Origin of the sequence: Cupriavidus sp. MP-37, assembly GCF_020618415.1 — a bacterium.
Classification (GTDB): Bacteria; Pseudomonadota; Gammaproteobacteria; order Burkholderiales; family Burkholderiaceae; genus Cupriavidus.
In genome coordinates, this window is record NZ_CP085345.1 from 582,325 (window position 1) to 608,722 (window position 26,398).

Consider the following 26,398-nt stretch of genomic DNA (forward strand, 5'->3'; position numbering starts at 1 on the left):
CGCTCCCCTGGCGGCCCGCTTGTGGCGGGCACCATCTGCTGCTTGGGGAACGACAAAAACTAGGGGTGCTCCAAAGCCGTCCGAATTAGCCTGAGCAGGGTGTTCTCCCTCTCCCCTCATGGGGAGAGGGCCGGGGTGAGGGGTGGTCTAACAAGGAACCACAACAAACGAAGCCAACGGTTTTAACCCACCGGCCTCAGCCTTTGACGGTCCTGCCCTCACCCCCTGCCCCTCTCCCGCAAGCGGGAGAGGGGAGCAAACCCACTGCAAGCTTTCTTGGCGCTCAACTCACCGGCTTCATGTCTGCCTCACCCTTCTCGCTCGCGGCCTGCTTGCGGTCGGGGCTGGTGCCGCGCGGCTCCAGTTCGCTGCGGTACGCCATGGCGACCGTCTTCGGCTGCACCGTATCGCCCGGACGCACGCGCTGCAGGCCATTGACCACGATGTTCTCGCCCGGCTTCAGGCCCTTGCGGATCACGCGCAGGCCGTCGTGGTTGGGTCCCAGCTCGACTTCGCGGTAGACCAGCTTGTTGGCCTTGTCGACCACCAGCACGAACTTCTTGCCCTGGTCGGTGCCGACGGCGCGGTCGTTGACCAGCACCGCGGCATGCGGCGCGCCGCCGCCCATCTTGACCTTGGCGTACAGGCCCGGCAGCAGGCGGCCGCCTTCGTTGTCGAACACCGCGCGCACGCGGATGGTGCCGCTGCGCGTGTCGAGCCGGTTGTCGACCGACTGGATCTTGCCCTGGTGCGGATGGCCGTCTTCGTTGGCCAGACCGAGGTAGACCGGCAGGTTGGCCTGCCCGCCGCCGGCGCCCGGAGCGGTGTAGCGCAGGTAGCTCTGCTCGTCGATCTCGAAGCTCGCGTAGATCGGCGACACCGACACCACCGTGGTCAGCGGCGGCGTCGCCGCGCCCGGGGCCACCAGGTTGCCCACCGTGATCTCGGCGCGCGATACGCGGCCGGACACCGGTGCGGTGATGCGGGTGTAGGCCAGGTTCAGGCGCGCGGTTTCCAGCTGCGCCTGCGCGGCGCGCACGTTGGCGCCGGTCTCGCGCGCGGCGTGGATGCGCTCGTCGAACTCGCGGCGCGAGATCGCGTTGTCGTCCAGCAGGCGCTGTGCGCGTTCGCCCTCGCTCTTGGCGTGCGCCGCGCGCACCTGCGCCGCGGCCAGCGCGGCCTCGGCGCGGGCCACCTCCGCGGCATAAGGCCGCGGGTCGATGGTGAAGAGCGGATCGCCCTTCTTCACCAGCGCGCCTTCGCGGAAGTGCACGGCGTCGATGGTGCCGCCGACGCGCGGCCGGATCTCCACCCGGTCCACCGCTTCCAGGCGGCCGGAGAACTCATCCCACTCGGTGATGGTCTGCCCGACCACCGCGGCCACTTCGATGGCGGGCGCGGGCGGCGGCGTGTTGGCGTGGGCTTCGCCGCTGTGCCAAGGGCGCAGGATCGAACCGGCCACGCCGGCACCGAGCACCACGACGATGGCGAGGGCAATCAGGGTACGTCGCTTCTGCTGCTGCATTTCTCAAACTCCTGGATCGGGTTTTCTTCAACCGGAAAAGCAAATGGCCGAACGCCGCCTGCCGGTCCGCGCGGGCGGATCGGAACCATGGTCAGACTGATGGTCGGACTGGGGACCGCGCGCGCATCACAGCGCGCGTCGCGGTCCTGGCTCTGGCCGAAACAGAGCCGGCTGGCGGTTGGCTGGAGCGGCTCAGCCGGCGGGCTCGGCTCCAGGCCGGCTGGCGTTGGCGCCAGCGCGGCGTTCAGTCAGGGTGAGGTAGCGTCGGCCACGGCCAGACATCGCCGCAGGAACCGCGCTCCTTCGTCGACCCATGCCTGACAGCTGTCATGGGTCTCTTCCACGCCGTCGCCGCAGGCGCCGGGCATGATCATGGCTTGGGCCGGCACACCGGCCTTGCCCAGGCGCCCGGCGAAGGCTTCGCCTTCGGCGCGCAGCGCGTCGTGTTCAGCCACCTGCACCAGCGTGGGCGGCAGCCCGGCCAGGCGCGAGGCCAGCGCCGGGGCGGCATACGGATGCACCGTATCGGCCGGCGTCGGCAGGTAGTCGCGATAGTTGTCGGCCAGCCGGCGCAGGGTTTCCATCGGCACCGCGCCGCCGCCGTAACCCGCGCAGGAGGCATGCTGCAGGCACGGGTCGGTCACCGGGCGGATCAGCCATTGCCCGCGCGGCTGCGCGGTGCCGCGGTCGCGCAGCATCTGCGCCAGCGCGATCGCCAGGTTGCCGCCGGCTTCCTCGCCCACCAGCGCGAAGCGGGTCTTGTCGACCTTCAGCCGCCGGGCATTGCGCAGCACCCATTGCACCGTGCTGTGCGCATCCTCGGGCGCCGCCGGGAACGGATGGTCCGGTGCCAGCGAATACGCCGGCGTGACCACCACCGCGGGCACCGTCGTGGCCAGGTCCTGCACCAGGTGGCAAGCGTGCTCCAGGCCGCCGTCGACGAAGCCGCCGGCATGCAGGTACACCAGCCACGGCAGCAGCGCGGCGCTGTCGAGGCCCGGCGCCGGGTAGCCCGGCGGATAGCACACCCGCACCAGGATCTCGCGGCCGTCGCTGGTCACCGTGTGCTCGGCCACGCGCGCCTGTCCCGGCCCGGCTGCCGCGGGGGCAGTGACGGCGCTGGCGGCTGCGGAGCGTTGGCCTGGCTTCTGTGACATGGCATCGGCGCACGGCATGGACAATGCGCTTGAGTGTTGCGATGCAACGGATTATGGTGATTGACGAGGATGGGATAAAGCGAGAGATCGCCAATGCACTGTTCCGGGATTGGAATAATCGCAAACCGGCCTGTCAGGCGTCCTGCCATGCGTCTGCAAATGGAAATCCCCACGCATGACAAGGTCTTGGATTTTGTGATTCACTCCCGCTCTCGGCACGCGCGGCGGTTGGCCAGGCCGTTGCGCGCCCGGCCCGTCGGCAGGACTCCCGCGGCGCCGGACGCCTGACAGAACCCATGCCGGCATCGCGCCCAGCCAGCGCGCATCCCGTGCCAGCCGGCAGACTCCCCATCACAACAACAAGACACGCCGCGTGCGCCACCAGCGCCGGCGGCACGCCGTTCGGATCTATCGTCGGAACCTCATCATGGACCGTCTCGTATCAATGCAGGCATTCACCCGGGTCGTCGATGTCGGCAGCTTTGCGCGTGCCGCCGAGTCGATGGACCTGCCCAAGGCCACGCTGACCCGCCTGATCCAGAACCTGGAAACCCACCTCGGCGTAAAGCTGCTGCACCGGACCACGCGCCGCATCAGCGTGACCAACGACGGCGCCGCGTACTACGAGCGCTGCGTGCGCATCCTGGCCGATGTCGAGGAGGCCGAGCAGTCGCTGACGCGCCAGAACAACTCGCCGCGCGGCACGCTCTCGGTCGACACCACCGCCGGGCTGGCGCAACTGGTGCTGGTGCCGCACCTGCATGAATTCTTCCAGGCCTATCCGGACCTGAAGCTGGAACTGACCATCAACGGCAAGCCGATCGACCTGCTGCAGGAAGGCGTCGACGTGGTGTTGCGCGTGGGCATTCCGCTGGATGAGGCCATGGTGGCCCGCCGCATCGGCCACGTGCAGCTGGCGTTCTACGCCTCTCCCATCTACCTGAACCGCAACGGCACCCCGCGCGACCTGGCCGAGCTGGCGCAGCACAAGGCGGTCAATTTCCTGTCCAACCGCACCGGCCGGGAAATGCCCTGGCCGCTGGCGCGCGGCACCGAACGCGGCGAGGTGCTGCTGCCCTCCGCCATTTCCACCAACGACGCCGATGTCTACCTGGGCTGCGCGCTGGAAGGCCACGGCATCGCGCGCATCTCGCGCGCCATGGCCGAGCCCTACGTGGCCAGCGGCCGGCTGGTGGAAATCCTGGCCGACTGGCAGACCGACGAACTGCCGATCTCGGCGATGTATCCGCAGAACCGGCACCTGTCGGCCAAGGTGCGGGTGTTCGTGAACTGGGCCGCGGAGCTGTTCTCGCGCCATCCGCATTTTGGTGCGGCACAGCAGCCGCTGCCCGTGGCGGCCTGATCGAACGGCCTGAGCGTGACACGCCCTGGCGCGATCCGCCAGCGGCGCGCATGCCAGGCGGCATGTAGGACAAAACCGGAAATCGGTTCAGCGGGCGCCGACCTATACTGTTTCATCCGAAATCACGACAAGAAGAGGATTCCGATGAAACAAGTGCTTACCCCCCTGGCGGCCTGCATTGCCGCAACCGTTGCACTGGCCGGCTGCGCCGGCTCCGGCATGCCTTCCTCGTCCGCGGCCAGTCCGTCCGCCAGCGGCGCTACCAGCGGTGCGCGGGCGTCGGCCACGCTGCAGCCCAAGAGCGGCTCCAACACCGCGGGCACCGTCACCTTCCAGCAGCAACCGGGCGGCGTGATGATGACCGCCGCGATCACCGGGCTGCCGCCCAATTCGGTCCACGGCTTCCACGTCCACGAGAAAGGCGACTGCTCCGCGCCTGACGCGATGAGCGCAGGCGGCCATTTCAACCCGACCGGCAAGCCCCACGGGCAGATGACGATGCCGGACCACCATGCCGGCGACATGAACAACGTCACCGCCGATGCCAGCGGCAACGTGCGCGTCAGCATGCTGCTGCCGTCGCTGTCGGTGGGCACCGGCGCCAACAGCGTGATCGGCCGCGCGGTGGTGGTGCACAAGGATCCGGACGACTACAAGACGCAGCCCACCGGCAATGCCGGCGGCCGCATTGCCTGCGGCGTGGTGGCGGCTTCGTAAGGCGGGAATAGCGCCCCGAGTATTTCTGCGAACCTGCCGCAGTTCTCCCTCTTCCGCTTCCGGGAGAGGGAGCGAACCATCGGCATGGCAACATGGCGCCATCGCCGCAACCACGGGGGCCCGCGACGGGGCCGCCCTGAACCCTAATGCCATTGCCGTCAGACGCCGCGCCGGTCCCACACCGCTGCCTGCGCGCCAGTTCCCTGATGCTGTGCTGCGCCGCCCTGCTGGGCGGCTGCGCGCTGCCACCGCTGGATCATCGCACCGAGTCCTTTGCCCTGACCCCGGCCGAAGCCCGGGCCACGCCGCTGGGCCAGGCGCTGGCCGGCGAAGTGGCGCGCCACCCGGGGCTGAGCGGCATCCATCCGCTGGAAAACGCCTACGCTGCCTTTGCCGCGCGCGTGCAACTGACGCGCATCGCGCAGCGCACGCTCGACGTGCAGTACTACATCTGGCGCGATGACCTGACCGGCACGCTGATGCTCGAAGCCCTGCGCCAGGCCGCCGAACGCGGCGTGCGCGTGCGCCTGCTGCTCGACGACAACGGCATTGCCGGCATGGATGAACTGCTGGCCGCGCTGGACGCGCACCCGCATGTCGAAGTGCGGATCTTCAATCCGTTCGTGATCCGCCACCCCAAGGCGCTCAATTTCCTGACGGATTTCCGCCGCCTGAACCGGCGCATGCACAACAAGTCGTTCACCGCCGACGGCGTTGCCACCATCATCGGCGGGCGCAATATCGGCGATGAATATTTCGGCGCCACCGACGGCGTGCTGTTCGCCGACCTCGACGTGATTGCGGTCGGCCCCGCGGCCGGCGACGTGGCGCAGGACTTTGACCGCTACTGGTCCAGCGCCTCGGCCTACCCGGTGGACCGGCTGCTGCCGCCGGTCAGCGTGGAACGGCTGCAGGCGCTGGTCGGGCACGCCCGCGAAGTCGAGCGCAACCCGGCCGCGGCGGCTTACCTGGCCGCGGTGCGCGAACTGCCCGACGTGCAGCGGATGCTCGACGGCACGCTGCAGTTCCAGTGGGCCAGCACGCGCATGGTCAGCGACAACCCCGGCAAGGCGCTGGGCGAGGCCTCGCGCGGCACGCTGGTGGCGCACCAGCTGCGCGAGATCCTTGGCGAGCCGCAGCGCGAGCTCGACCTGGTCTCGCCCTACTTCGTGCCGTCGACCGGCGGCACGTCTTATTTCGCCGACATGGCACAGCGCGGCGTCGCGGTACGCGTACTGACCAACGCGCTGGAGGCCACCGACGTGGCCGCCGTGCATTCGGGCTATGCCAAGCGGCGCAAGGCCCTGCTCGAGGCCGGCGTGGACCTGTACGAACTGCGGCGCGCGGCCGCGCCCCGCAAGAAGGAAGAACGCGCCGGACCCTTCGGCAGCTCGGGCTCCAGCCTGCACGCCAAGACCTTCGCGGTCGACGGCAGCCGGGTCTTCGTCGGCTCGTTCAATTTCGATCCGCGTTCGGCCATGCTCAACACCGAACTCGGGTTCATCATCGACAGCCCTGCGCTGGCGGGCCGGATCGAATCCACCTTCGCCGGCGTGGTCCCGCAAGCGGCCTACCAGGTCAAGCTGGACGAAACCGGCCGGCTGTACTGGCTGGAGCGGCGCGGCGACGAAATCATCCGCCACGATACCGAGCCCAACACCAGCTGGTGGCGCCGTCTTGGCATCTGGTTCCTGTCGATCCTGCCGATCGAATCGATGCTGTAGGCGCGCGGCCGCTCAGGTCCGGGCAGTCAGATCTGGTCGATCAGGCTGCGCACCACATCGGCCAGCCGGCTAGCGCGCTGGCGCCCGTTCGCATCGAGCGCCATGCCGCTGCCGCCGGCCAGCGCCTTCAGGCCGAACAGCGCGTCGCCCACGTCGCGCCAGGCCGGGAAATCGGCATGGATCTTCTCCAGTGCGGCGGCGCCCGCCGCCACCTGGGCGGGCGCGGGCGTGTTGCCGGCCGCCAGGTCTTCGAGCGCCATGGCGGCGTCGACCAGGCCTTTGCGATTCATCTGCTGTCTCCCCGGAAGCTCTTTTGTCATGGCCGCCAGGCAGGCGGCCATGACACTGTAGCAGGCCGTGCAGGGCCTTTGCCGGGACGTGGGGAAAGCCCGGGGGCGGGCTCGGTGGCGACCGCTCAGTTGCGGCCAATATCCTGCAGGATCCGCGTCATCAGGTACAGGCGCGGCACGATCGAATCCAGTTCGATGTATTCATCGCGCGCGTGATAGCCGAAGCCCGCCAGGCCGAAGCTCTCGACCACCGCGGGCTTGCCCGATTTGGCCGCATAGCTGGCGTCGGTGGCGCCGCCGGTGCCTTCGGCCAGCGCCAGCGTGCGGCCGTCCAGCTCGGCGTAGATTTCCTGCGCGCGCCTGGCCAGGGCGCGGCCGCGCGCGTCGGCGACGAACGGCGGACGGCCCTCTTCCATCGTTACCGTGGTGTGCGTGTCGGGCACCAGCTGGCTGGACTTGACCTTGTCCTGCAGCGCCACCTTCAGCTTTTCGGCGGCACCGGCTGCCGTGGTGCGCACGTCGCCGTAGGCCACGGCGCTTTCCGGGATCTGGTTGCGCACCGTGCCGGCCTGGGCCTGGGTCCAGTTCAGCTGCGAGCCCGGCACCAGGCTGGCCGCGTCGCGGGTCTGCTGCAGCTGGTGGGCGAGCTCGAGCAGCGCATTGCGGCCGCGCTCCGGCGCGGCGCCGGCGTGTGAGGCGCGGCCCTTGACCTGCATGGTGGCGGTGGCGGTGCCGGAGGCGCCCAGCAGCAGCGCCTCGGCCTTGACCACGTCCTTGGCCGCGGTGGGTTCGCACGACAGCACCACGTCATGCTGCGCCGCCAGCGTGGCGATGGTTTCCGCCGAGCCGACCGAGCCGACTTCCTCGTCGGGGTTGAACAGCACCGTGATCTGCGCGTAGTCGCGCCAGCCCTGCTGCTTCAGGATCTCCAGCGAATGCAGGATCACGGCGATGCCGCCCTTGTCGTCGGCGATGCCCGGGCCATAGAGCCGGTTGCCTTCCTCGCGGATCGGCTGCGTCGCCAGCGTGTTGTCGGGGTACACGGTATCGAGGTGCGCGATCAGCATGACGCGGCGCTTGCCGGTGCCGGTGAAGGTGGCCTTGACCATGGTGCCCGGGCCCTTGGTCACCGGCAGGCGCTCGACCTTTGCGCCCAGCGCCTGCAGCCGCTTCTCGGTATAGCTGGCCATCTGTGCCAGCCCCCTGGCATTGGCGCTGCCGGATTCGATCGACACCATCTCCTTGAGCGACTGCACGACCCTGGGCTGCGCCGCCTGCGCGGCGGACAGCAGCGCGGCATCGGGCTGCGCGGCACTGGCCAGGGTGCCGGCCCCGGCAAGCGTCAGGGCGGCGGCAACGGCAACGTGGCGAACGGAATACGGCATGGAATCTCCTCGGTCTGGTCTTGTTGGCGGTGCCGCGGCATAGCCGTACGCCGCGGCACAACGGCACGATGCTAGTCCTTGCCATCCACAATGGGGAGGTTCAATATCGCCAATCCGGATGCCGATCCCGCCACGGCGTTCCGCAGTCCCGGCCAGCTCCCGCCATTCGAACCGCCTCAAGGCATGCCAGCCCCCACCGCCGCCACTGCCGCCATCGCGCCATCGTCACAGCACGTCCCGCTGCACGTGCACCTGCTGTGGCTGCCGCAAGCCATGCCCGGCAGCCTGTTCACCACGCTCGACGTGCTGCGCACGGTGGCGGGCGTAGCCAGCCTGCAGCGCCCCGACTCCGCGCCGACGCTGAGCTGGCAACTGTGCGGCGCCAACGGGCGCACGCTGGCCACCGAGCTGCCCGGGCTGGTGTCGTCGACGCGGCGCGCGCGAACGCCGGGCAGCCGCACGCTGCTGGTCATTCCCGCGCTGCTGGCCAGCAATGCGCCGCAACTGGGCGAGCTGGTGCTGCGCGATGCCACGGCACTGCGCCTGGTGGAGCGCCATGCGCGCGCGGGCGGCTGGATTGCCGCGTGTGCGTCGGGGATGGTGCTGCCGCTGCAGCTGGGCCTGCTGGATGGCGCCAGCGTGGGCGCGCCGTGGATGTTCCAGAGCTGGATGGCGCGCCAGTACCCGCATTGCGATCTGGCCAGCGACGCGGCCATGAGCGTGCACGGGCAAGTGTTTTCCTGCGTGGCGCCGGCGCTGCAGGTGGAGTTCATGCTGCGCGTGCTGGGCCACCTGCACGACCCTGACCTGGCGCAGGCCGCGTCGCGGCTGATGCTGTTCCAGCCCGAGCGCCAGCGCAGCGTGCCGGCGCTGGTGTCGCAACGCTGGCTCGGGCGCACCGCCGACAGCCCGGTCTACCGCGCCATCCAATGGCTGCGCGACCATGTGTCCGAGCCCTACCGGCTGGCCGCGGTGGCGCAGGCGGCGGCGGTCAGCGAACGCACGCTGCTGCGGCATTTCGGCCAGGTCACCGGCATGACGCCGCTCGACTACCTGCACACGCTGCGCGTGGAGCGCGCCCGCATGCTGCTGGAAGTCACGCTGCACGGCACCCATGCCATCGCCGAGGCGTGCGGCTACAGCGACGCCGCCGCGTTCCGCCGGCTGTTCCAGCGCGCCATGGGCATGTCGATGTCGGACTACCGCACCCGCTTTGCGCTGCGGGCGCGGCGGCGCTACTGGCGCATGGAAGATGCCGCGACAAAGCGCGCCGCGCAGCGTGGCGCGCACCGGTAGCGCGCCGCGCGGATGCGCTCAGGGGCGCAGCGAGATGTGGTTGACCACGTCCTCGACGCCCTGCACGTACCACGCATCGCGCTCGGCCTGGCGGCGCGTGCGCTCGTTGTTGACGCAGCCTTCGAGCGTCACCACGCGGTCCTGGGTATGCGCGCTGACCTGCGCGGCATCGACGAAGGGGTCGGTCTCCAGCACCAGCATCAGCGCCTCGGTGATTTCATCGTCGCGGTCGGTCTCGGCGGGCGCCACCACCAGTTCGTTGACCACGCAGCGGCAGCCGGGCGACCACCACGCCAGCACGCCGGCCAGGCGCATGTGCGACAGGCTGATCACCTGCCCCCACAGCGTCACCACGCCGTCCTGCACCGCAACTTCGATCCAGCCGTTGCGTTCGTTCACCGGTTCGCGCATGGCCTCGGGCTTGCCCTTGACGCGCGCGCAGATCTTGCAATTGTGGAATTCGACGGCATTGAGCAGGCGCTCGCACACGGCGTCGCGCAGTTCGCCGTCACCCACCGGCGCGCCGCCATTGGCCACGCGCAGGTGGTCGATCACGCTGGTGACGCCGTCGACGCGCCGCAGCGTCGCCGCGGCCCGGGTCTTGTCAACGATATCGGCCACTTCGCCCTCGAGGATCAGCGCCCCGTCCGAGAGCCGCAACTGGATGGTGGGATGGAGGACATGGCCCTGATACGGCACATGGGCCAGGGCTGCGCGCGCCTGCGTCAGCACCGCTTCGCTACTCTGCATGTTGTCGCCTCGCCGGTTGGTCTGGAGATGGAGGATGCGCGCCCCTGCCTGCAGGCGCGCGGGAGCGGCGCCGCGGCCTCCTTCACCCCCGGGACCCCGGCAACCGCTTCCTCATTATAGGAAGCGGTCCGCGGCGGGCCCGGCCGGCACCGCCCGCGCCAGCCGGCACGGCAAGGCTCAGGCGCCCGCGGCCTCGCGCGCGCGGGCGACCTCCTGGTTGCGCAGGATAAAGCGCTGGACCTTGCCGCTGGGGGTCTTGGGCAGTTCGGCGACGAACTCGATCTCGCGCGGGTAGGCATGCGCGGCCAGGCGGTTGCGCACGTGCAGGCGCAGCGTCTCGGCCAGCTCGGGCGAGCCCTGGTGGTGCCGGTCCAGCACCACGAAGGCCTTGATCAGCTCCGTGCGCTCGGGGTCGGGCTTGCCGATCACCGCGGCCTCGACCACCGCCGGATGCTCGATCAGCGCGCTTTCCACGTCGAAGGGCCCGACCCGGTAGCCGGAGGTGGTGATGACGTCGTCGGCGCGGCCGATAAAGCTGATGCTGCCGTCGTCGTTGAGCTCGGCGGAATCGCCGGTCAGGTAGTAGTCGCCGGCAAAGGCGCTGGTGGGCGTGCCGTGGTAGCCGCCGAACCAGCACATCGGCGAGCGTTTCAGGTCCAGCGCCAGCGTGCCCGGCTGGCCGGGGGGCAGTTCACGCAGCGCCTCGTCGACCACCACCACGCGGTGGCCCGGGCTGGCAAAGCCGGCCGCGCCCATGCGCACCGGGTGCGCCAGCGCGTGGTGGTTGCACAGCACCATGCCCAGTTCGGTCTGGCCATAGTGGTCGTGGATGGTGACGCCCAGCTCGCTGGCGAACCAGCGGATCACTTCCGGGTTGAGCGGCTCGCCGGCACTGCTGACCGCGCGCAGCTGCCCGCGCAGCGGGCCGGACACGGCCCCGCCCGCCGCGATCAGCAGCCGGTAGGCCGTGGGCGAGCCGGCCAGGTTGGTGATGCCGTATTTGCGGATCACGCGGCAGGTGCTGTCGACGCTGAAGGGGCCGTCGTAGAACGTGGTGGCATGGCCCAGCGCCAGCGGGCCGGTGACGGCGTAGTACAGGCCGTAGGCCCAGCCCGGATCGGCCAGGTTCCAGAACGCGTCGTCGTCGCGCAGGTCGACCGCGTCGCGCATGTAGCCGGCAAACGCCGCAATGGCCTTGAGCGGCACCAGCAGCGGCTTGGCCGGGCCGGTGGTGCCGGAGGTGAACATCATCAGGAAGGGGTCGTCGCCGCGGCGCATCACGGGCGCGAACGACGCCGGCTGGCGCGCCAGCTCGGCCCAGAAGCTGAAGTCGGCGGCGTTCAGGGGGTGCTGCTCCGCGCTACCCGCGGGGCCGGTCACCGTGACGATGGCAGGACAGCCAGCCACCTCGTCCAGCTTGGGCCGGTTGGCGGCATCGGTGACCACCACCTTCGCGCCCGACGCATTGAGACGGTGCTCGATGGCCTTGGGACCGAAGGCGGTAAACAGCGGCTGGTACACGGCACCGGCGCGCCACGTGCCGAGGATCGTCACCAGCAGTTCCGCGTTGCGCGGCAACAGGCCCGCGACGCGATCGCCCGGCTGCACGCCCTGTGCCTGCAGGAAGCCCGCGAACTGTGCCGACAGCGCCTGCAGCTCGGCAAAGGTCCAGCTGCGCGCATCGCCGTTGCGCCCTTCCCAGTTCAGCGCAATCCGGCCGGGCTGTGCGTGCCGGTCGCAGCATTCGACGCAGGCGTTCATCGCCGCCAGGCTGCCGTGCAATTGCCGTGCCACGGCGTCGTCATAGGAAAATCCGTCGAAAGCTTGGGCGTAGTCGCGCATGGGGTCTCCTGAGTCCGGCTTGTGCCTTGTAGTCGGTGGCCGGTGCGCGTTGGCCGCGCCACGGCTGCCGCAAGAGTGTGCGCCACGCCGCGCCGGTCCGGCAATAACCGATTCCGCCAGCACGGCTGACGGTTTTTGCCATCCCTGCTGACCCGACGGAGGTGCCGAAGCGTTCTTGACGCGGCGCCGCCAGCCTCACACGATACCGGCATCACCCTCGGGAGACTGCGCATGTGCACCAACTACGCCCCGGTCCAGCGCCGCATCCTGCGTGAGATCTTCGGCGTGGAGCCGCCCGCGGCGGTGTACAAGGCCGAGACCTACCCCGACTACGCTGCACCGATCGTGCGCGCCGATGACGACGGCAGACGCCGTGCCGACCTGGCCTCGTTCGGCATGGTGCCGCGCCAGCGCATTCCACCCGGCGCACGGCGCTACGACACCACCAATGCCCGCAGCGAAACCGTGGGCGAGCGCCCCGCCTTTGCGCGCTACTGGCGCCAGGGCCAGCTCTGCCTGATACCGGCCACGGCGTTCTATGAGTTTGCTTACCGCGACCACGCGGCCGACGGTGCGGCGCCGGGCAAGCCGGTGCGCTGGCGCGTCTGGCTGCCCGGCGAGCCGGCCCTGGGCATTGCCGGGCTGTGGCGCGGCTGGCCGGACCAGGCGCTGTCCTTCACCATGCTGACCGTCAGTTCGGCGCAGCACCCGCTGCTGCGGCGCTTCCACAAGCCGGGCGACGAAAAGCGCTCGGTGGTCATCGTGCCGCGCGCGCAGTGGGACGACTGGCTCGCGTGCCGCGATCCCGAGGTGGCGCGCACCTTCCTGAAGCTGTTGCCGGCCGACGTCCTGCAGGCCGAACCGGCGCCCAAAGTGCAGGGAGCGCCGATTCCCGACGCCGATTAACGCGACCGGCGCCGCGGCCGCAGGGTTGGGCCGCCGCGGTCCTTGCCATGGCGATTTTCCGGGCTACACTCGTTGCTGGACGCCGACGGGCGTCCTGTTGCTTGACGGGCCCCCGACCACCCCGGCCGGGGGCTCGTTTCTTGGCGCGCCGCTTCCGGTTCAGAAGCGATAGGTGACGGTGCCCACCACCGTGCGGCGCGCGCCGAAATAGCAGTCGCCGCGCGCAAGGCAGGTGGTCAGGAACTGCTTGTCGAACAGGTTGTTGGCGTTCAGCGCGACCCGCAGCGGGCCGTGGTCATAGGCGATCATCGCGTCGTACAGCGTCACGCCGCCCACCCGGTTCTGATCGTTGCCGTCATAGCTGGGGCCGACATAGCGCAGGCCGCCGCCTGCCACGAAACCAGGGATCCCGAACAGCTTGAAGCGATAGTTGGCCCACAGCGACGCCATGTTCGACGGCGTGCTCGCCAGCTTCTTGCCGACTTCGGCCGGGGTGCCATCGATCACGCGCGCATCCAGGTAGGTGTAGGTCGCGATCAGGTCCAGCCGGTTCGTCAGCGACGCCAGGGCCTCGACCTCGATACCGCGCGTGCGCGCTTCGCCCACTTGCACCGAATCCGGAATGCCATTGACCACGCCGGCGGTCTTGCGGTTCTTCTCGCGCATGTCGAACGCCGCGATGGTCAGCGTGGCGTTCTTGCCCGGCGGCTGGTACTTGATGCCCGCCTCCCACTGCGACCCGCGCAGCGGCTTGAAGGCCTGGTTGGCCTTGTTGAAGCCGGCCAGCCCCTGGAACGACTCGGAGTAGCTGACGTACGGGTTCAGGCCGATGTCCGAGCGGTACATCAGGCCGGCGCGCTTGGTCAGCTCGCTGTCGTCGCGGCTGGCCGACGGCGTGTTGTCCTGCGCCGCGCGCGACCAGTCATAGCGCAGCCCCAGCATCAGCAGCCACTTGTTCCAGGCCAGCTGGTCCTGCACGTACAGGCCGGTTTGCGCCTGCGTGGCGGGATTCAGCGAGCGCGTGCCCGGCGCCGTGAAGTTGCCGTAGACCGGGTTGAACACATTGAGCGGCGCGGCGGAGCCGCCGACGCCGGTGGTCCCGGTGATTTCAGCATGCTGGTAGTCAACGCCCGTCAGCAGCGTGTGCTGGATCGGGCCGGTGCGGAAGTTGGTCTGTGCCTGCGTGTCTACCGCGAAGGAATTCAGCGTCGGCTGATTCACGTAGACGGTGCGGTTCATCAGCGTGTTGCTGCCTGGCACCCAGCCACGATTGGCATCGTTGAATCGCGCGTAGATACTGCGGTAGTCCACCGAACTGTGCGAATACCGCAGGTTCTGCCGCACCGTCACGGTGTCATTGAACTTGTGCTGGAATTCGTAGCCGACCGACTGCTGCTCCGCGGTGTAGCGGTCAAAGCCGGGTTCGCTGATGAACAGATGGTCGGGAATCTGCCCGCCCGGGTTCGGAGTCAGCGTGCCGCGCCACGGGAAGAAACCGACCGAGGTCCCGCTCACATCGCGCTGGAAATTGGCCAGCAGCGTCAGCGAGGTGTCCTGCGTCGGCCGCCATGTCAGCGAGGGCGCGAGCAGGTAGCGGTTGTCCTGTACGTAGTCCACCTGCGTGTCGCTGTCGCGCGCCAGCGCCACCAGTCGGTACAGCCACTTGCCGTCCGCATCGAGCGGCCCGGTCACGTCGGCCTGCACCTGCTTGCGGTTGTAGTTGCCGAACTGCACCCCGATCTCGCGCGCCGCTTCCGGTTGCGGGCGCTTGCTGACCAGGTTCAGGATGCCGCCGACCGCCCCTTGCCCGAACAGCATCGACGACGGCCCGCGCAGTACATCGATGCGCTCCAGGGCGTAAACGTCGGGACGCACGTTGTTGTAGAAGCCGACCTGGTTCAGCAGGCCATCGCGGTATTGCGTGAAATCCGTGCCACGGAACTTGCCCCAGTCGCCACGCGCGTCATTGCCGTAGGGACCGGCGTAGACCCCGGCGCTATAGCCGATGGCCTGCTGCACGCTTTGCGCGCCCTGCGCCTCCATGCGGTCGCGCGTGATGACGGTGATCGACTGCGGCGTCTCCATCACCGGCGTGTCGGTCTTGGTGGCGGTGGCGCTGCGTTTTGCCACAAAGCCATGGACCGGGCCGGTAGCGGTTTCATCGTCGTTGCTGGCCCGGACCGTGACCGCCGGAAGCTCGGCAGCGGCCGTGGCGGTGGCCGTCGCCGGTGCGGCGGGCGCGGTGGCCTGGCCTGACTGCGCAAATACGCCGCCGGCCTGCAGGCTCAGCACGAGGGTGGTCAGGGAAAGACGGCATGGGGTGACAAGCGCGGAGCGGGCAAAGCGTCGCTTCGCCCGCGGGATGGGGTGCAGAGGCATCACTCAGGGGTCGGAAGGTAGCGATGCCGAAAAACCGGCATCTCAAGGGAAAAATTCTGATTACGAATAGGAATGATTCGTGATTACATCAGAATTGTAGCCTGAATGTGTCAGAAGCGAGACATATGGCCATGGCTTTTCATGGATTTATCCCGCTGAAGTGTCCGATGTCCGACCCCTTCGATTCGGTTGAATCATTTATGCTGTAGCATAAATGATTCAACGCCAGTTCCGGAGTTGCGAAACTATGATCACAAAGCCTGACCTCATCCGCCCCACCCCCGCAGAGGACGCCACCATTGCGCGCGGCATTGCGGAAGACCGCGATGCAGTGTCAGTGCCGACAGAACAGTTCAAGGAGATGCGCTCAGCGCGGGAGGTGCTCGGCAAGGATAAAGCCGATGCACTGGCGAAACGCCGCGGCAGGCCGGCCAAACCCGCCAGCGAACGCAAGGTCAATCAGACGCTACGCATCGATCCCGACGTGCTGGCGGCCTACAAGGCAACCGGCAGCGGCTGGCAAACGCTGATGAACGAGGCGCTGCGAGACTATGCGGCAGCGCGCCGGATGCTGCTGCCCAGACGATAAGCCCGGACGATCTCTTCAATCGTCCTGCAGGCGGCCAAGGAATCGCCTCCCCGCCTCGATCACCCCGCTATCCGGCCGCATCTGATAGCGCACGATCATGCCCTCGATGCACAGCATCGCCTCCGCCGCCACGGCCTGTGGCGCAGGCAGGTCCAGGCGCGCCGCGAGTTCGGCGATGAAGGCCTCCAGCTCGGCCTTATGGGCCGCCGCCTGCTGCTGGGCCTGCGCATCGCCGGCTTCGGCCACCACATTGATGAAGGCGCAGCCGCGGAAGTCGCTGCCGAACCAGTCGGCCAGCGTATCGGCGATCACATCCAGGCGCGGCCGCGCCGCCAGGCGGGCTTCCACGTCCTGGCGGAACCACGCCATCCACTCGTCATGCCGGCGCGCCAGGAACGCCGCGATCAGCGCGTTCTTGGAGGCGAAATGGCGGTAGAGCGACATCTTGGCGACGCCGGATTCGGCAATGATCCGGTCGATGCCGGTGGCGCGGTAGCCCTCCTGGTAGAACAGGCGGGCGGCGGTGTCGAGGATGCGGTCGCGGGCGGAAGGCGTGGCCATGTAATGCAAGCTTGCGTAGCGGGAACAGGAGAAACAGCCCGGGCAGCGCGCCGCCGGGCTGTGTCTCGATACTATGACAGACAGACCTGTCTAGCAAACACCGCAGATTCAGCCTTCAAGCCTGGCGGCCGCATCGCGCAGCGCGGTGCGCAGGCCCTCTTCCACCACCGGGTGGTAGAACGGCATCGTCAGCATCTGCGCGATGGTCAGCCCCTGCTGGTACGACCACGCCAGCAGGTGGGCGATATTCTCGGCGCGCGGGCCGGTCCATTCGGCGCCCAGGAAGCGGCCCGTGGTCTTGTCGGCATAGACGTGCATCAGCCCCCGGTTCTTCAGCATGACGCGGCTGCGGCCCTGGTCTTCGAAGCTGACTGCGCCGGTCACGAAGCTGTCTTCCCCATTCGCCGCAAGGTCTGCGTAGCGCTGGCCGACCATCGCGATCTGCGGATCCGTGAACACCACCGCGATCGGCGCGCGGCGCGCCAGCGGCTTCACCTGCGGATAGCTGGCGGCGTTCTCGCCGGCGGCCTTGCCTTCGTCGGCGGCCTCGTGCAGCAGCGGCAGGATGTTGTTGGCGTCGCCGGCGATAAAGACCGGCGCGTTGCCGCACTGGAGCGTGTGCGCATCGAACAGCGGCACGCCGCGCGCATCCAGCGCCAGGCCGGTGTTTTCCAGGGCCAGGCCGCGCACATTGGGCGCGCGGCCGGTGGCTGCCAGGGCGTAGTCGAAGCGCTCGGTCACGCTACGGCCTTCGCGGTCGAGGTAGGTCACCACCACCTGGTCGCCGTCGCGGCCCATGTCGGTCACCTTGGCGTCGGGGTCGAGATAGAACTCCTGGTTGAAGGTGCGCGCCGCCTCGGCGCGGATCACCGGATCGGTCAGCGGCCCGAGCGACCCGCTGACACCGAACACACGCACCCGCACGCCCAGCCGCGACAGCGCCTGGCCCAGCTCCAGCCCGATCACGCCGGGGCCGAACACGACCACGCTGCCGGGCAGGTCCTGCCACGAGAACACATCGTCATTGACGATCAGGCGGTCGCCGAACACCTGGAACGGCGCCGGCAGCACCGGCGTGGAGCCGGTGGCGATGACCACGCGGCTGGCGCGCACGGTGGTGTGCCCGTCCACTTCGAGCGTGGTGGTGTCGATAAAGCGGGCATAGCCGCGAATGCGGTCGGCCTGCGCAATGTTCTCCACGCCGCGCACCACGAAGCCGACAAAGCGGTCGCGCTCGCTGCGCACGCGCGCCATCACCTCGCGGCCGTCGATGCGGATCTGGCCGTCGACATGGACGCCGAACGGCGCGGTGTGGCGCAGTTCGTGCGCAGCCTCGGCGGCGGCGATCAGCAGCTTGGACGGCATGCAGCCCACGCGGGCACAGGTGGTGCCGTAGGGGCCGCCCTCGATGATCACGGCGCGCTTGCCCGCCGCAATCGCGGCGCGGTAGGCGGCAAGGCCGGCGGTGCCTGCGCCGATCACGGCGACGTCGGTCTGGATGGTGGTCATGGCGGTGGTTCCTTTGTGTTCTGAAGCGTCAGGCTGGGTCAATCAGCGGGCTGGATGGCGCTGCCCGGCGCGGTTCGGGCAAGGCGGCGCCATCGGGTCCGGCGACTGCCGGCCCCGTGGATCGGGGCAAGAATGGGAATCGGCTGATTGGGGCTCAGGCGGCCAGGTACTGCTGCAGCGCTTCGGCGCCGCCGATCAGCTTGCCATTGATAAAGACCTGCGGTGCGGTCATCTCGCCCGACACGGCGCCCAGCACCTTGCCGCGCACCTTGTTGTCGAGCGGCACGTCGACGTAGTCGAAGCCGTTGTCGTCGAGCAGCTGCTTGGCCTTGGCGCAGAACGAGCAGCCGACCTTGGAGAACACCACCACCTGGTCGGGCTTGCGCGCGCCGGGGGCAATGTAGGCCAGCATGGTGTCGGCGTCGGACACCTTGAACGGGTCGCCCGGCTCTTCCGGCTCGATGAACATCTTCTGCACCACGCCGTCCTTGACCAGCATCGCATAGCGCCAGCTGCGCTTGCCGAAGCCCAGGTCGGCCTTGTCCACCAGCATGCCCATGCCTTCGGTGAATTCACCGTTGCCATCGGGAATCATGGTGATGTTTGCGGATTCCTGGTCCTTGGCCCATTCGTTCATGACGAAGGTGTCGTTCACCGACACGCACAGGATGTCGTCGACGCCGTGCCTGGCGAACACCGGCGCCAGTTCGTTGTAGCGCGGCAGGTGGGTCGAGGAACAGGTGGGCGTGAACGCGCCGGGCAGCGAGAACACCACCACGGTCTTGCCGTCGAACAGCTCGCCGGTGGTGATGGTTTTCCACTCGTTGTCTTCACGCACACGGAAAGCGACATTGGGAACGCGTTGGCCTTCGCGGGATTGCAGCATCAGTTCACTCCTGGTTCTGGATCGGGTTGGTTCGGCTGCGGGTTGCAGCGAAGGCCCCATTTTGTAGACCGGGAAGTGATTTGTACAATTCATCGTTTCAAAAACGATGATTGTCAAAGACTATGATTGACGGATAGGCACCTTCTATCGGTCCGGAAGCTGTCCAGCCCGCGCGGACGAAAAAGCATATTTTTTCGGGAAAACCCAGGGGAGTGCCCTATCATGCGGCATCTCCTCAGACTCCGTTCTTCGCAATGACCCGACCTTGCCGCCTGCCGTACCGCCATCGGTGGGCATCCCTGCTGGCGCTGTCGCTCGCGCTGGCCCTTCCCGCGCACGCGCAGACGCTGAAGAAGCCGGCGCTGGAAGCCCTGACCGGCAACAGCCCGGCCGCGGCCAAGGCGGCCCAGGCCGACCTGCCGGCCTTCATGGCGGCGGCGGCCAAGGCCGAGCCGATGGTCGCGCCCGCGGTGGCGGCGTGGCAGTCGAAAACGCCGCTGTCGGGTGACAACCTGGTCAATGTCGCCCGGCTGCTGGGGGTCTACAACCGGCTGCGCAACGAGGCCGCCGCCATCGATGTGCTCGGCAGGATGGTGGCGCTGCGCACCGTGCGCGAGGAAAAGATCGCGCAGCACGAGAACCCGGCCATCGTCGAGTTCGGCAAGATGATCGAAGGCATGGCGCGCGAGTTCGGGCTGGCCTATCGCAATGTCGACAACCGCGTCTTCGAAGTGACGCTGCCCGGCGGCGGCAAGGACACCTTCGGCATCCTGACCCATGCCGACGTGGTGCCGGCGGTGGCCGACGAGTGGGTGCTGGACGACGGCACCCGGCTGGACCCGTTCCGGATGACGCGCATCGGCGACCGGCTGTACGGGCGCGGCACCATCGACGACAAGGGCTCGATCGCCGCAGTCCTGTACGCGATGAAGACCGTCAAGGAAAGCGGCGTGCCGCTCGAGCGCAGCATCCGGCTGATGATCGAAACCACCGAGGAGACCGGTGGCGACGGCATGAAGTACTACCGCCAGCACACCACGCTGCCCGAGTACAACGTGGTGCTGGACAGCAAGTATCCGGCCGTGGTGGCCGAGAAAGGCGCGGGCACGCTGACGGTCTCGTTCGGCATCAAGGCGGCCGACGACAAGCGCGCGCCCGGCCCCGCCGACGGCAAGGGCCCGGCCATCGTCGCGATGCGCGGCGCGGCCTCGGCCAACGCGATTCCCGAAACCGCCACCGCCCGCATCGCCGGCGGCGATGCCGCGGCGGTGGCTGCCGCGCTGGAACAGGCGCGCGCGGATTTCCTGCGCCGCTATACGCCGCGCGGCAAGTTCTCGATCGACGTCAAGCGCGCCGGCAACGATGTCGACGTCAAGGTCACCGGCGCCTCTGCGCACGGCTCGCGGCCGGAAGAAGGCGTGAACCCGCTGCCGCGGCTGGCGCTGTTCCTGCAGGCCAGCGGCGTGCGCTTTGCCGCAAACCACTACCTGAACGCGGTGCGCTACCTGAACGACCTGTACGGGCTGGACTACCTTGGCAACCGCATGGACGTGGCCTACCGCGATCCCTTCATGGGGCCGCTGACCATGTCGCCCACGCTGGTGCGCGAGCGCGGCGAATACGTCGACGTGGTCACCAATGTGCGCATGCCGCGCGGGCGCACGCCGGACGAACTGGGCGGCCAGATCACCAAGCGCATTTTCAGCTGGGCCGCCACCCATGGGCCGGTCGAGATCAAGTACGACCAGGGCAACTGGATGGCGCGCGATCCCAAGGGCGCGTGGCTGTCGACGCTGCTGAACATCTTTGGCGATACCACCGGGCTCGAAGCCAAGCCGGTCTCCACCGCCGGCAGCACCACCGCCAAGCTGATGCCCAACGCCATCAACTTCGGGCCGGCCATGCCGGGCAAGAAGTACACCGCGCACAACGCGCGCGAGTACAAGGAAGTGGCCGACCTCAATCTCGATATGCAGATGTTCACCGAGATGCTGGTGCGTATCGGGAATCTGGAAAAGATGCAGTAAGCGGAGCCGCCAGGCACCGCTTACCTGCGCTACCCGAACCGCATCACAACCCCAGCTCGCTCAAGCCCGGATGCCCATCCGGGCGCCGGCCCAGCGGCCAGTGGAACTTGCGGTCCGCCAACCGGATCGGCGCATCGTTGATGCACGCAAAGCGCTTGCGCATCAACCCCGCCTCATCGAATTCCCAGTTCTCGTTGCCGTATGACCGGTACCAGTTACCGGAATCGTCGTGCCATTCATAGGCAAAGCGTACGGCGATGCGGTTCTCCTCGTGCACCCATAACTCCTTGATCAGCCGGTAATCCAGTTCCTTCTGCCATTTGCGCTGCAGGAACGCGACGATATCGGCGCGGCCGTTGACGAACTCGGCGCGGTTGCGCCACGCGCTGTCGACGGTATAGGCCAGTGCCACGCGTTCCGGATCGCGGCTGTTCCAGCCGTCCTCGGCGGCGCGGACCTTGGCGATAGCGGTGTCGCGGGTAAATGGAGGCAATGGCGGGCGGGTTTCAACGGGTGTGGACATGGAAGCTCCTTTGAGGGTCAGGCAGGCATTGAAGCGAGGACAATTACGGGGTGATACAGGTCTGTCTCATTATTAGTAGACAGATCTGTCTTGTCAAGGCAGGATGATGTACAGAATTTGAAAGCAAGACCCGGAGTGTGCCGCGCGCGGGCCCGCCCTAAAGTTGGCACCATGCAAGCACAAGACAGGAGATTCGCAGTGGGCATCAGCCAGATTCAGCGGCCGGAACCGGCAGTCGCCGGGCCGCGCCGGCCGGTTCCACAGGTGCATGGCGCGGCGGTGCAGCGCCGGCATGAGGCAGATATGGCGACCCGGGTCGACGGCATCGACTGGGCCGCGGTCGCGCGCCAGCTCGATGACTATGGCTGCGCTTCCATCCGCGGCCTGCTGTCGGCCGACGAATGCAACGCGCTGGCGGCCGGCTATGGCAACGACGCGCTGTACCGCGCGCGCATCGAGATGCGCCGGCACGGCTTCGGCCAGGGCGAATACAAGTACTTCCGCTATCCCCTGCCCGGCCTGGTCGCCGGACTGCGCACGGCGCTCTACCCGCACCTGGTGCCGGTAGCCAACCGCTGGAATGCCGCCATGGGCATCGACGTCAGTTACCCTGCCGCGCACCGGGACTTCATTGCGCGCTGCCACCACGCCGGCCAGTCGCGGCCGACGCCCCTGCTGCTGCGCTACGGCGCGGGCGACTACAACTGCCTGCACCAGGACCTGTACGGCGAGCATGTGTTCCCGCTGCAGGTTGCGATCCTGCTCTCCGAACCCGGCCGCGACTTCACCGGCGGCGAGTTCGTGCTGACCGAGCAGCGCCCGCGCATGCAGTCGCGGGCCGAGGTGGTGGCGCTGCGCCAGGGCGATGCCGTGGTGTTCGCGGTCAGCCAGCGGCCCGTGCAGGGCAGCCGCGGCAGCTATCGCGTCAACCTGCGGCATGGCGTCAGCCGGCTGCATGCCGGACAGCGCTACACGCTCGGCATCATCTTCCACGACGCTACGTGAGACATCCATGACCCGATCCACCCGCCGTCCCGCACAAGCAGCCGAAGCCACCCTGGTCGAACAGGATCCGCGCTGGGCCCGCGTGCTGGCGCGCGATCCGGGCGCCGACCGCGACTTCGTCTATGCGGTCAGGACCACCGGCGTGTATTGCCTGCCGAGCAGCCCGTCGCGCCTGCCGCATCCGGCCAATGTCGAGTTCTTCGACAACGCCGCCGCGGCCGAGGCCGCCGGCTACCGTCCCAGCCGCCGTGCCGCACCGCCCGCGCTGGCGGCGCGGCACGCGGTGCTGGTGGCCGAGGCCTGCCGCCGCATCGAAGCCGCCGACGCCGTGCCCACGCTGGCGGCACTGGCCAGCGCCGCGGGCATCAGCCCCTACCACTTCCACCGCCTGTTCAAGACCGCCACCGGCCTGACCCCGCGCGCGTACGGCGCCGCGCACCGCGCCAGGAAACTGCGCGCGCAGCTGGGCGCCAGCGACTCCGTGACCGAGGCCATCTACGATGCCGGGTTCGGCTCCAACAGCCGCTTCTACGAGACCTCCGACGCCGTGCTGGGCATGACCCCGTCGCGCTACCGCGCGGGCGGCGCCGACATGGATATCCGCTTTGCCATCGGCCAATGCTCGCTCGGTGCGATCCTGGTGGCGCAGAGCGAGCGCGGCGTCTGCGCGATACTGCTCGGCGACGATCCGCAAGCGCTGCTGCAAGACCTGCAGGACCGCTTCCCGCGCGCCAACCTGATCGGCGGCGACGCGCGGTTCGAGCAGCTCGTCGCCCAGGTGGTCGGCCTGATCGAAGCGCCCTCGATCGGCCTGGCGCTGCCGCTGGACGTGCGCGGCACCGCGTTCCAGCAGCGCGTATGGCAAGCGCTGCGCGAGATCCCAGCCGGCAGCACCGCCAGCTACGCCGAGATTGCGGCCCGCATCGGTGCGCCGCGCGCGGTGCGCGCGGTGGCGCAGGCGTGCGCGGCCAACCATCTGGCGGTGGCGATTCCCTGCCACCGCGTGGTACGCAGCGACGGCGACCTGTCAGGCTATCGCTGGGGCGTGGCGCGCAAGCGCGAGCTGCTGGAGCGCGAGGCGCAGGGCTGAACCGCGCCCGTTCAGTGCGCAGCGGCCGCCTGGAACCGTGCCAGGTAGTCGTGGATCTGCGCCACCACGGCCGCGCCTTCGCCGACCGCGGCGGCGACGCGCTTGGTCGACCCGGCGCGCACGTCGCCGATGGCAAACACGCCCGGCACACTGGTCTGCAGCGGATACGGCACCGCCGCGGCGCAGCCCAGCGCGCCGCCGCCGGTGCGTACGAAGCCCTTGTCGTCGACCTCGACATGGCAGCTGCGCAGCCACGCCGCATTGGGATCGGCACCGATGAACAGGAACAGGTGCCGCACTGCCATCGTGACCGGCGCCGCATGCTCGGCGCGGCAGTCGTAGCGGACCGTGCTGAGCCACCCGTCGCCGTCCAGCGCGCTGATCTGGGCACGGGTATGCAGCGTGATATTCGGCAGCGCGGCGATGCGGTCGATCAGGTAGCGCGACATGGTCGCGGCCAGGCCCGGGCCGCGCACCAGCATATGCACGTGCGCCGCATGCGAGGCCAGGAACACCGCCGCCTGCCCGGCCGAATTGCCGCCGCCCACCAGCATCGCCGGCTCGTTCTTGCACAGCTTGGCCTCCACCGGCGAGGCCCAGTAGTAAACCCCGCGGCCTTCGAAACGCTCGAGCGCGTCGATGCCGGGGCGGCGGTACTGCGCGCCGGTGGCGATCACCACGGTATGGGTCGGCACCATGCGGCCGTCGGCCAGCTCGAGCCGGATCGGGTCGGCGCCGCAGTGCAGTGCCTTCACCTCCAGCGGAATCGCGATGTGCGCGCCGAACTTGAGCGCCTGCACGAACGCGCGCCCGGCCAGCGCCTGCCCCGAGATACCGGTCGGAAAGCCCAGGTAGTTCTCGATGCGCGCGCTCGCGCCCGCCTGTCCGCCCGGCGAGCGGCAATCGATCACCGCCACCGACAGGCCTTCGGACGCGGCATAGACCGCCGTCGCCAGCCCCGCTGGCCCGGCGCCGACCACCACCACGTCATAGACGTGGTCGGGATCGAACTCCGGCAGCAGGCCGAGGCACGACGCCAGCTGTCCCTCGTCCGGGGCGCGCAGCACGCGGCCGTCGGCGCAGATCACCAGCGGAAAGTCGCTGGCGGGGGCGCTGGCATAGTCGAGCAATAAGGAGCAGTCGCGGTCCGCATCGATATCGATGACGGTATGCGGATAGCCGTTGCGGCGCAGGAAGGCCTGCAGCGCCAGCAGTTGCGGCTCGGTGCCGTGGCCCACCAGCACCGGACCGCTGCCGAACTCGATCAGACCCACGCGGCGCAGGATCAGCGCGCGCATGATGCGCTCGCCCAGCTCGGCCTCGGCCACCAGCAGCGCCCGCAGCCGGTCCGGCAGGATCACGTAGCCATGGGTCTCGGTGACCGCGATGCCGTCGACCAGCGCCGGCCGGCCGGCCAGCGTACCGACCTCGGCCAGGAAGTGCCCGGCGCCCTGCTCGGTGATCTGGTGCTCGCGCCCCAGGCCGTCGCGCCGCATCAACCGCACGCGGCCGCTGGTGACCAGATACATGCCGCGCCCGGCCTCGCCGATGGCAAACAGTTTCTCGCCCGCGCGCCAGCTCTGCGGCGTGCCGAAGCGCCGCACGCGTTCCATCTCGTCGGCGGTCAGTTGCGGGAACATCTGGTGCCAGCGTGATTCCAGCGTGGAGAAAGGGGCCTCCAGCCCGCCGCCGGTCTCCGGACCTGGCTCTGCTTCGGCCACGACTGCATCCGCCTGCAAGTTCGCCATGCTGCCTCCCTGATGACACCGGTCACACCGGATTGCCTCGATTCCGGCTGCCGCGGCGCGGCCTATCGATAGTAGACGGCGCGATGCCGAATGCGAGGCCGCCGGTGCCGGCAGTTGCGCATTGCGCCGGCTTGGGATTGAATGTTCGCCTCGGCGCTCGGCAGGCCTTTGCCAGCGCCGCCACTGCCATAAAGTACAAGCCTTGATGCCATCCACCCCTGAATCCAGTCCTGAATCCAATCCAAACCCGCCCCGCGACCGTCCCGCGCGCCCGGCACTGCGCCCGCTTACGCTGGTAGAAGGCCGCGTGCTGGGCGTGCTGGTAGAAAAGCAGCACACCGTACCGGATACCTACCCGCTGTCGCTCAACGCGCTGGCTTCCGGCTGCAACCAGAAGACCGCGCGCGCGCCGGTGATGAACGTCTCGGAGGCTGAGATCCTCGAGGCCATCGATGGCCTCAAGGGCCTGAGCCTGGTCTTTGAAGGCAGCAGCAGCCGCGTGCCGCGCTTCGAGCACAACATGCAGCGCGCGCTGGGCATCCCCAGCCAGTCAGTCGCCCTGCTGGCGATGCTGCTGCTGCGCGGTCCGCAGACGGCCGCCGAACTGCGCCTGAATACCGCGCGGCTGCACAGCTTTGCCGACATCTCCTCGGTCGAGGCGTTCCTGGACGAACTGGCCAGCCAGACGCCGCCCCGCGTGGTGCGGTTGCCGCGCGCCCCCGGCGCGCGCGAAAACCGCTGGATGCATCTGCTCAGCGGCGAAGCCAGCGCCGCCGTGGCCGCCGAAGACAGCGGCCGTGCCGCCGACGGCAACGCCGCACCATCGGCCGAACTGGAACAGCTGCGCGCCGAGCAGCAGGCCCTGACCGAAAAAGTGGCAAGACTACAAGGGCTGGTCGAACACATGGCCGCGCAGCTTGGCATTTCCGCGGACGAGTTTCTGGGCTGATCGACGTCACCACGCTGTCGGCCTCCTGCCTCCTGCGTTGCCGGCCGAAACCCGCAGGTGGGGCAAATTCATGGCGGTTAATTGCTAAATACGGACGACATCGGGATTGGCTGCGGACGCAATGCTGGCACTGCCGGATGTCCCGGACGTCGCCTATGCTTTTGCACAGGACCGCTG

The 26,398-nt window shown here is 68.7% G+C and carries 22 protein-coding genes; 10 read left to right on the forward strand and 12 right to left on the reverse strand.

Annotation, left to right across the window (positions count from 1 at the left end; all coding sequences use genetic code 11):
* Nucleotides 1–283 precede the first annotated feature (283 nt).
* Both LIN44_RS19130 and LIN44_RS19135 read right to left on the reverse strand, forming a co-directional pair.
* The gene (locus LIN44_RS19130) at nucleotides 284–1,525 is read right to left on the reverse strand and encodes an efflux RND transporter periplasmic adaptor subunit (protein WP_227315826.1); all 1,242 of its coding nucleotides are present in this window, start codon (nucleotides 1,523–1,525) and stop codon (nucleotides 284–286) included.
* 248 nt (nucleotides 1,526–1,773) lie between these two features.
* Nucleotides 1,774–2,682 carry an alpha/beta hydrolase gene (locus LIN44_RS19135; protein WP_227315827.1) on the reverse strand — a complete coding sequence of 303 codons (909 nt, stop codon included), beginning with the start codon at nucleotides 2,680–2,682 and terminating at the stop codon, nucleotides 1,774–1,776.
* Nucleotides 2,683–3,109: 427 nt separating this feature from the next.
* Here LIN44_RS19135 and LIN44_RS19140 point away from each other — a divergent pair, with 427 nt between their 5' ends.
* From LIN44_RS19140 to LIN44_RS19150, 3 genes are all read left to right on the forward strand, one after another.
* Nucleotides 3,110–4,045 (forward strand): LysR family transcriptional regulator, encoded by a 936-nt coding sequence (locus LIN44_RS19140; RefSeq protein ID WP_026164390.1) that lies wholly within the window; start codon nucleotides 3,110–3,112, stop codon nucleotides 4,043–4,045.
* A 144-nt stretch (nucleotides 4,046–4,189) separates the two neighbouring features.
* On the forward strand, nucleotides 4,190–4,762 hold the full coding sequence (locus tag LIN44_RS19145; protein ID WP_227315828.1) for a superoxide dismutase family protein: 573 nt from the start codon (nucleotides 4,190–4,192) through the stop codon (nucleotides 4,760–4,762).
* A 146-nt stretch (nucleotides 4,763–4,908) separates the two neighbouring features.
* Nucleotides 4,909–6,486 carry a phospholipase D family protein gene (locus LIN44_RS19150; protein ID WP_227315830.1) on the forward strand — a complete coding sequence of 526 codons (1,578 nt, stop codon included), beginning with the start codon at nucleotides 4,909–4,911 and terminating at the stop codon, nucleotides 6,484–6,486.
* 26 nt (nucleotides 6,487–6,512) lie between these two features.
* On the opposite strand, the gene LIN44_RS19155 is transcribed toward LIN44_RS19150, so the two are convergent.
* Both LIN44_RS19155 and LIN44_RS19160 read right to left on the reverse strand, forming a co-directional pair.
* Nucleotides 6,513–6,776, reverse strand: a complete 264-nt coding sequence (locus LIN44_RS19155; RefSeq protein ID WP_227315831.1) for a hypothetical protein — start codon at nucleotides 6,774–6,776, stop codon at nucleotides 6,513–6,515.
* A gap of 125 nt (nucleotides 6,777–6,901) precedes the next feature.
* On the reverse strand, nucleotides 6,902–8,161 hold the full coding sequence (locus LIN44_RS19160) for a M20/M25/M40 family metallo-hydrolase (protein WP_227315832.1): 1,260 nt from the start codon (nucleotides 8,159–8,161) through the stop codon (nucleotides 6,902–6,904).
* A gap of 183 nt (nucleotides 8,162–8,344) precedes the next feature.
* Between LIN44_RS19160 and LIN44_RS19165 the strand changes: the two genes are divergently transcribed.
* Nucleotides 8,345–9,457, forward strand: coding sequence for a GlxA family transcriptional regulator (locus LIN44_RS19165; RefSeq protein ID WP_227315834.1), 1,113 nt, complete (start codon nucleotides 8,345–8,347; stop codon nucleotides 9,455–9,457).
* An 18-nt stretch (nucleotides 9,458–9,475) separates the two neighbouring features.
* Here the strand turns inward: LIN44_RS19165 and LIN44_RS19170 are convergent, their stop codons facing one another.
* Entirely contained in the window at nucleotides 9,476–10,207 is a 732-nt protein-coding gene (locus tag LIN44_RS19170; protein ID WP_227315835.1) for a BON domain-containing protein, read from the reverse strand.
* A gap of 177 nt (nucleotides 10,208–10,384) precedes the next feature.
* Nucleotides 10,385–12,049: an AMP-binding protein gene (locus LIN44_RS19175; RefSeq protein ID WP_227315837.1), complete on the reverse strand. Its 1,665-nt coding sequence runs from the start codon at nucleotides 12,047–12,049 to the stop codon at nucleotides 10,385–10,387.
* A 231-nt stretch (nucleotides 12,050–12,280) separates the two neighbouring features.
* On the opposite strand from LIN44_RS19175, the gene LIN44_RS19180 reads away from it, so the two are divergent.
* Nucleotides 12,281–12,955, forward strand: a complete 675-nt coding sequence (locus LIN44_RS19180) for an SOS response-associated peptidase (RefSeq protein ID WP_227315844.1) — start codon at nucleotides 12,281–12,283, stop codon at nucleotides 12,953–12,955.
* Nucleotides 12,956–13,114: 159 nt separating this feature from the next.
* On the opposite strand, the gene LIN44_RS19185 is transcribed toward LIN44_RS19180, so the two are convergent.
* Nucleotides 13,115–15,334 carry a TonB-dependent siderophore receptor gene (locus tag LIN44_RS19185; RefSeq protein ID WP_227315845.1) on the reverse strand — a complete coding sequence of 740 codons (2,220 nt, stop codon included), beginning with the start codon at nucleotides 15,332–15,334 and terminating at the stop codon, nucleotides 13,115–13,117.
* A 247-nt stretch (nucleotides 15,335–15,581) separates the two neighbouring features.
* Here LIN44_RS19185 and LIN44_RS19190 point away from each other — a divergent pair, with 247 nt between their 5' ends.
* The gene (locus LIN44_RS19190; protein ID WP_227315847.1) at nucleotides 15,582–15,923 is read left to right on the forward strand and encodes a BrnA antitoxin family protein; all 342 of its coding nucleotides are present in this window, start codon (nucleotides 15,582–15,584) and stop codon (nucleotides 15,921–15,923) included.
* 15 nt (nucleotides 15,924–15,938) lie between these two features.
* On the opposite strand, the gene LIN44_RS19195 is transcribed toward LIN44_RS19190, so the two are convergent.
* The 3 genes from LIN44_RS19195 to LIN44_RS19205 all read right to left on the reverse strand — a co-directional run bounded on the left by LIN44_RS19195 (nucleotide 15,939) and on the right by LIN44_RS19205 (nucleotide 18,879).
* Nucleotides 15,939–16,484 (reverse strand): TetR/AcrR family transcriptional regulator, encoded by a 546-nt coding sequence (locus LIN44_RS19195; protein WP_227315848.1) that lies wholly within the window; start codon nucleotides 16,482–16,484, stop codon nucleotides 15,939–15,941.
* A gap of 108 nt (nucleotides 16,485–16,592) precedes the next feature.
* Nucleotides 16,593–17,993 carry a dihydrolipoyl dehydrogenase gene (locus LIN44_RS19200; RefSeq protein ID WP_227315850.1) on the reverse strand — a complete coding sequence of 467 codons (1,401 nt, stop codon included), beginning with the start codon at nucleotides 17,991–17,993 and terminating at the stop codon, nucleotides 16,593–16,595.
* A gap of 154 nt (nucleotides 17,994–18,147) precedes the next feature.
* Nucleotides 18,148–18,879: a glutathione peroxidase gene (locus tag LIN44_RS19205; RefSeq protein ID WP_227315851.1), complete on the reverse strand. Its 732-nt coding sequence runs from the start codon at nucleotides 18,877–18,879 to the stop codon at nucleotides 18,148–18,150.
* A gap of 254 nt (nucleotides 18,880–19,133) precedes the next feature.
* Here LIN44_RS19205 and LIN44_RS19210 point away from each other — a divergent pair, with 254 nt between their 5' ends.
* Nucleotides 19,134–20,906, forward strand: coding sequence for a dipeptidase (locus LIN44_RS19210; protein WP_227315852.1), 1,773 nt, complete (start codon nucleotides 19,134–19,136; stop codon nucleotides 20,904–20,906).
* 43 nt (nucleotides 20,907–20,949) lie between these two features.
* Here the strand turns inward: LIN44_RS19210 and LIN44_RS19215 are convergent, their stop codons facing one another.
* Complete coding sequence (locus tag LIN44_RS19215) at nucleotides 20,950–21,429, reverse strand: nuclear transport factor 2 family protein (RefSeq protein ID WP_227315853.1); 480 nt, start codon at nucleotides 21,427–21,429, stop codon at nucleotides 20,950–20,952.
* Nucleotides 21,430–21,732: 303 nt separating this feature from the next.
* On the opposite strand from LIN44_RS19215, the gene LIN44_RS19220 reads away from it, so the two are divergent.
* On the forward strand, nucleotides 21,733–22,434 hold the full coding sequence (locus tag LIN44_RS19220) for a 2OG-Fe(II) oxygenase (RefSeq protein ID WP_227315854.1): 702 nt from the start codon (nucleotides 21,733–21,735) through the stop codon (nucleotides 22,432–22,434).
* Between the two features lie 7 nt (nucleotides 22,435–22,441).
* Nucleotides 22,442–23,524: a bifunctional DNA-binding transcriptional regulator/O6-methylguanine-DNA methyltransferase Ada gene (gene ada, locus LIN44_RS19225; RefSeq protein ID WP_227315855.1), complete on the forward strand. Its 1,083-nt coding sequence runs from the start codon at nucleotides 22,442–22,444 to the stop codon at nucleotides 23,522–23,524.
* An 11-nt stretch (nucleotides 23,525–23,535) separates the two neighbouring features.
* On the opposite strand, the gene LIN44_RS19230 is transcribed toward ada, so the two are convergent.
* A complete protein-coding gene (locus tag LIN44_RS19230; RefSeq protein ID WP_227315856.1) occupies nucleotides 23,536–25,272 on the reverse strand; it encodes an FAD-dependent oxidoreductase in 1,737 nt (578 codons plus the stop codon).
* Between the two features lie 205 nt (nucleotides 25,273–25,477).
* On the opposite strand from LIN44_RS19230, the gene LIN44_RS19235 reads away from it, so the two are divergent.
* Nucleotides 25,478–26,221, forward strand: coding sequence for a YceH family protein (locus LIN44_RS19235; RefSeq protein ID WP_227315857.1), 744 nt, complete (start codon nucleotides 25,478–25,480; stop codon nucleotides 26,219–26,221).
* The last annotated feature ends 177 nt before the right edge of the window (nucleotides 26,222–26,398 follow it).